Here is a 713-nt window from a genome sequence, read left to right as displayed (position 1 = left end):
AGCAATGTGGCGGTCGCCCCCCAGGGGGTGACAGATGCCGGTGATGTTTATGTCCTCGACGATACTGGCACACTGTCGGTGATCAATCCCAGCACCGATACCGTGGTCGGCACTATCGACGTAACGGTCCATGTCGGTAGCGAGCCGGCCGGGGTAGCGGTCGCCCCCGACGGGGTCACCGGAGCCGGGGACGTCTACGTCACCGACGATCTCGCCGGCAAGGTGTTGGTGATCGATCCCAACACCGACACCGTGGTTGCCTCCGTCGCCGTGGGCAGTTATCCCCTTGGCGTGGCGGTCGCTCCCGAGGGTGTCACCGGAGCCGGTGATGTCTACGTCGCCAACGCCGCCAGTCACACGGTGTCGGTGATCAATCCCAGCACCGACACCGTGGTTGCCACCATCGGCGTGGGAAGCGCACCGGAAGGGGTGGCAGTGAACCCGATCACCGGTGATGTCTATGTCGCCAACGCCAGCAGTCACACGGTGTCGGTGATTGATCCCACCACCGACACCGTGGTTGCCTCCGTCGCCGTGGGCAGTTATCCCTTTGGCGTGGCGGTCGCTCCCGAGGGTGTCACCGGAGCCGGTGATGCTTACGTGACTAACTCCTTGAGTAACACTGTGTCGGTGATCGGTCCGGTTGGGACGGCATCACCGTAAAAAATTGAACCTGACGAGAGGATTGAATCTAGGTGCGTTTGGAAGGGTCG

Annotated in this window: 1 protein-coding gene; it reads left to right on the top strand. The window is 62.4% G+C overall.

The window, feature by feature from the left end; all coding sequences use genetic code 11:
* Positions 1-663: YncE family protein (locus F6Q13_RS17265; protein ID WP_293059178.1), on the top strand; the 663-nt coding region annotated here is incomplete at its 5' end.
* Positions 664-713: the final 50 nt, after the last annotated feature.

Origin of the sequence: Mycobacterium sp. (genome assembly GCF_008709575.1) — a bacterium.
Lineage (GTDB): Bacteria > Actinomycetota > Actinomycetes > Mycobacteriales > Mycobacteriaceae > Mycobacterium.
This window is presented reverse-complemented; position numbering and strand designations above follow the sequence as displayed.